The organism is Chamaesiphon sp. VAR_69_metabat_338, assembly GCF_031423935.1.
Taxonomy (GTDB): Bacteria; Cyanobacteriota; Cyanobacteriia; order Cyanobacteriales; family Chamaesiphonaceae; genus Chamaesiphon.
In genome coordinates this window covers 1-4149 of the sequence record NZ_JANPGM010000577.1, presented here as the reverse complement: position 1 = coordinate 4149, position 4149 = coordinate 1, and the positions used below count along the sequence as shown (strand labels likewise).

The following is a 4149-nucleotide window of genomic DNA, read 5'->3' as shown; positions in this document are numbered from 1 at the left end:
TCATCAAATTTGTGGTAGTCTCGATCGATATCTAAGGAGGCAATTTCTTGTTTGCGGTTCAATACTGCTACATCCAATAAATTCTTCAAGCCAGTCTGGTAGAAGCTATTGAGGTAGGCATATTTGAGCACATCCAAACTTTCTTTTCCATAGGGATCTAAGTGCCTTTGCAATACAATTTTATCTTGGGTTAGAGTACCCGTCTTATCGGTACAGAGAATATTCATCGAGCCAAAATCTTGAATTGCATCGATGTTTTTGACAATTACCTTTTTGTCAGACATTGCAATCGCCCCTTTCGCCAAATTTGCCGTCACAATCACAGGCAACATTTCGGGAGCCAATCCCACTGCCACGGACAAAGCGAAAGTGAACGCTTCTACCCAATTGTGTTTGACGATGCCGTTAATTAGAAATACGAGCGGAGCCATAACTAACATGAACCGCAATAGCAGCGTCGTCACACTATTCACAGCTTTATCAAAACTGGTGCGAACTCGATCGCCACCAAGGGTTTTCGCTAGTGATGCTAGATAAGTATGACTACCAGTTTCGGCGACCACAGCAGTGCCCGAACCACTAACTACGGTTGTACCCATAAAACAAAGATTGACCAGTTCTAGGGGGTTTTTCTCCTGCTTGTCGATGAGATCCACGTGTTTTTCGACGGGGAGAGATTCGCCTGTAAGGGTGGATTGCCCCAAAAATAAATCCTTGGCCACAATTAGTCGAATATCGGCAGGAATCATATCTCCAGCTGAGAGAAACACGATATCCCCAGGCACCAGTAACTTTACGGCGATTTCGGTTCCGGTGATGCCTTGTTGCTCTTTTGGTGTGGTAGCTTTAGTGTTATCCTGGCGACTTACTGTTGCGGTGATACTCACCATTGCCCGCAGCTTCTCAGCCGCTTTGTTCGACTGAAATTCTTGAGAAAAGCGCAGCAACCCACCAAAAATTACCATGATAGTAATGATGAGAGCGGCTGTCGGACTTCCGGTTAATAGTGAAACGATCGCCAGTACGATTAGTAACAGTGAGAGGGGATTTGTCACCGTTTTTAACAGTTGGATATACCACTTACTCGGCTTCTCGCGAGCGATTTCATTTAGCCCCGATTTTGCCAATCGTCGCTGGGCTTCGGTTCCAGTTAGCCCTACCAGTGAAGTGTCAAATAATTGTAGAACTCCAGCTACATCTTTTTGAGCGATATCGAGCAGGGCATTGGATGAATCGACAGAATTGGCATTCCGGCTGGAATTATTCATTGAGTAGTTTAATTTAGGCTTTTAAATTGTCGAGAATTCTAAACTTATTAAGTACTGCGATCGATCTTAGGTTAATACTGTGAGGATCTTGTGATGTCGCTATATATTGAAGTAGTGAATTGTGAACAATAAAGAGCGAAAATAATGGCTCAACTGATTTTGGTGCGGCACGGTCAGAGCCTTTGGAACGCCCTCAACAAGTTCACGGGATGGGTTGATGTCCCCCTAAGCGAACGCGGTCGTGCTGAAGCGACAATTGCTTCCTGTCGGCTCAGTGGTTATCGGGTGAATGTCTGTTTTACCAGTAAATTAATTCGGGCAATCGAAACAGCAACGATTTGTCTGACCGAAAATGATGATATCTGCGGTGGCAAAGTTCCGATTATTAAACACGAACGACCCGATCCAGATTGGCACGGCTGGGACAACTACGATGGTAATCGGGATGAAGAACTACCTATTTTTACGAATGCTGCCCTCGATGAGCGGTTTTATGGTGAGTTGCAGGGTTTAAATAAAGCGGATACTGCTGCTAAATACGGCAACGAACAGGTGCAAAAGTGGCGCAGATCTTACAGTGTCCGACCACCTGGGGGCGAGAGTTTGGAGGATACCCAACAGCGGGTGGTTGCCTATTTTAACAGCCGGATTCTGCCCCATTTGCTAGCAGGTGATAACGTCTTAATTGCGGCACATGGTAACTCGTTGCGATCGATTATCATGATGCTTGACGGGTTGAGTCCAGATGAAGTGACAGCACTAGAACTAGCAACGGGTGTACCGATCGTGTACGATCTGAATGCTGCTGGAAAATCGATCGGCAAAAATATTCTCAACTCTAATTGAATATTTCAACTATGAATTACCGAAACTATATTACGATCGAACAGAATAAACGCGGTGGCAAGCCTTGTGTACGCGGCTTACGAATTACGGTTTATGAAGTACTTGAATATTTGGCTTCCGAGATGACCGAAGCAGAAATTCTCGACGATTTTCCCGATCTAACAAAAGAAGATTTAAAAGCCTGCATTGCTTATGCTGCTGACCGTGAGCGTCGGTTCATGACCGCTCCATTATCTGCATGAAATTACTTTTCGATGAAAATTTGTCCCCCAAGCTGCCAAACCGCTTGAGCGATCTTTTCCCAAATTCACTTCACGTTCGAGATGTGGGCATGAAAGCAACGAGCGACCCAATCGTTTGGGATTATGCAAAAGACAATAATTTGATGATTGTCTCGAAAGATGCTGACATGCACGACCTAAGCTTAGTCTTTGGAAATCCACCGAAAGTTATTTGGCTTCGTCTTGGAAACTGTTCGACATTGCAAGTTGAAAATTTGCTGCGTCAGGATTTTAATGCGATAGAATTATTTTATGAAGATCGGAATTTATCGCTGCTTGCTTTATCATAATGCGATATCGAAACGCTGCCTTGGCAGGTAGAATCTGAATTGATTCGATTTCCTGCTCTCGACTCCGATCTTCTGAGAAATAAGATCGAACAATTTATCGATCGTTGTGAAAGTACATTAGAAAGGAAGCAATAATGGAGCTAAATGAGCGGCATCGATCGTAAAATCTTCCTCGATGCTAGACATCTTGCTAAACATCTGCCAGATACAGGGCAAAGTAATCGGCTACTGAGGCGGGGGAGAGCTGCCCACGTATTTAACGATGAAGCTACTCTCTTGCGGGTGGCTCAAGTTATCATAGAGGGAGGAATCTATACGGGGTTTGCCAGAGGCTACGATCGTTATGGGTTATTATTTACAGAGGCAATCGGCGTTCGGCTTAGTCCTGAAGGTTCGACTCTCCCTTTATTTTATGGTGAGGTAAAAATTGATGCAGATAACCAATACCATCCCGTCCCCCGAACTCGACCCAGTGAAGAATAACTGGAGCTTTCTCGAAGTGTGGATCGATCCAATGCAGTCACCACCCTATGTTTTGCTGTTGTTGGGGGATAAATCAGGTAGTTGCCATATTCTCGACCCTGCGGCGCAGTACAAATCGATTAACCGTTGTGATACTTACGATGAGGCGCAGCTTTGGTTACTAGAAGATGAGTACGAGCCAATGGAAGGAAGAATATCAGATGCTGAGATTAATTTGGGCAGATCGTAAATTTAGATTCGATCGAATCTGATTTGATTCGATTTCCTGCTTTAGACCCCGATCTTCTGAGAAATAAGATCGAACAATTTATCGATCGTTGTGAAAGTACATCAGACAGGGATAAGTAATGGAACTAAATGAATTGCCAGGATCGGAGTTGATTTTACCTGGGCTGGAAGATCTTTACCACGGTAGAAATAATACGATCGGATCGCTATTAATCTCGATCGCGTCTATTCGCTTAACTGAAGCGGGTTTGGATATTCCGCACGTACCTCTAATATCAGAGCCAGAACTGGCATTATATAACTATCTTCAGATCGATCGCGATGATGCTTATTCTTACTACAATGCTTTGTTAAATAGTCTTAACAGCTTTTGTACTGCACTTGAACTGAAGTCTAAATATCAATAAATTATGAGTATCGAATCTGAGTCGTCACTATTTTAGTTCCAGATAATATCCCAATTTTCAGGGAATAGGCAGAAAGTTTCCATATAATAAGTAGTTGGGCTGTATATTGAAGGTGAATTAGACCAAGTTAATAAAGTCTAGCCACTATGTGTTGCAGAGTAAGTAAGGAGCAAGCAAGCATGATCCGCAAAAGCATCGCAACAAATATTGCTAGTAAACTTTGGGCACAGTGTGGTGGATTCTGTCAAAATCCAAATTGTAATAAATACCTTTTCTATACAGTCGAGAATGATGTAGTTAGCCTTGCGAATGTATCTCACATTATCGGTCACGGTAAGAATGGTCC

The 4149-nt window shown here is 43.4% G+C and carries 8 protein-coding genes; 6 read left to right on the top strand and 2 right to left on the bottom strand.

Translation table 11 applies throughout. From position 1 onward, the window contains the following. A partial coding sequence (locus RMO84_RS15910; protein ID WP_310489416.1) for an HAD-IC family P-type ATPase occupies positions 1 to 1268 on the bottom strand: 1268 nt, incomplete at its 3' end. A 144-nt stretch (positions 1269 to 1412) separates the two neighbouring features. Here RMO84_RS15910 and RMO84_RS15905 point away from each other — a divergent pair. From RMO84_RS15905 to RMO84_RS15880, 6 genes are all read left to right on the top strand, one after another. Beyond that, positions 1413 to 2114 (top strand): 2,3-bisphosphoglycerate-dependent phosphoglycerate mutase, encoded by a 702-nt coding sequence (locus RMO84_RS15905; protein ID WP_310489415.1) that lies wholly within the window; start codon positions 1413 to 1415, stop codon positions 2112 to 2114. A gap of 11 nt (positions 2115 to 2125) precedes the next feature. Continuing rightward, on the top strand, positions 2126 to 2356 hold the full coding sequence (locus RMO84_RS15900; RefSeq protein ID WP_310489417.1) for a DUF433 domain-containing protein: 231 nt from the start codon (positions 2126 to 2128) through the stop codon (positions 2354 to 2356). Further along, complete coding sequence (locus RMO84_RS15895) at positions 2353 to 2685, top strand: DUF5615 family PIN-like protein (protein WP_310489414.1); 333 nt, start codon at positions 2353 to 2355, stop codon at positions 2683 to 2685. The genes RMO84_RS15900 and RMO84_RS15895 overlap by 4 nt, the downstream gene beginning before the upstream one ends. A gap of 144 nt (positions 2686 to 2829) precedes the next feature. Further along, positions 2830 to 3168, top strand: coding sequence for a DUF6972 family protein (locus RMO84_RS15890; RefSeq protein ID WP_310489413.1), 339 nt, complete (start codon positions 2830 to 2832; stop codon positions 3166 to 3168). Further along, positions 3116 to 3397, top strand: coding sequence for a hypothetical protein (locus RMO84_RS15885; RefSeq protein WP_396135875.1), 282 nt, complete (start codon positions 3116 to 3118; stop codon positions 3395 to 3397). The genes RMO84_RS15890 and RMO84_RS15885 overlap by 53 nt, the downstream gene beginning before the upstream one ends. A gap of 118 nt (positions 3398 to 3515) precedes the next feature. Further along, positions 3516 to 3803 carry a hypothetical protein gene (locus RMO84_RS15880; RefSeq protein WP_310489411.1) on the top strand — a complete coding sequence of 96 codons (288 nt, stop codon included), beginning with the start codon at positions 3516 to 3518 and terminating at the stop codon, positions 3801 to 3803. A 137-nt stretch (positions 3804 to 3940) separates the two neighbouring features. Here the strand turns inward: RMO84_RS15880 and RMO84_RS15875 are convergent. Next, positions 3941 to 4149: hypothetical protein (locus tag RMO84_RS15875; RefSeq protein WP_310489410.1), on the bottom strand; the 209-nt coding region annotated here is incomplete at its 5' end.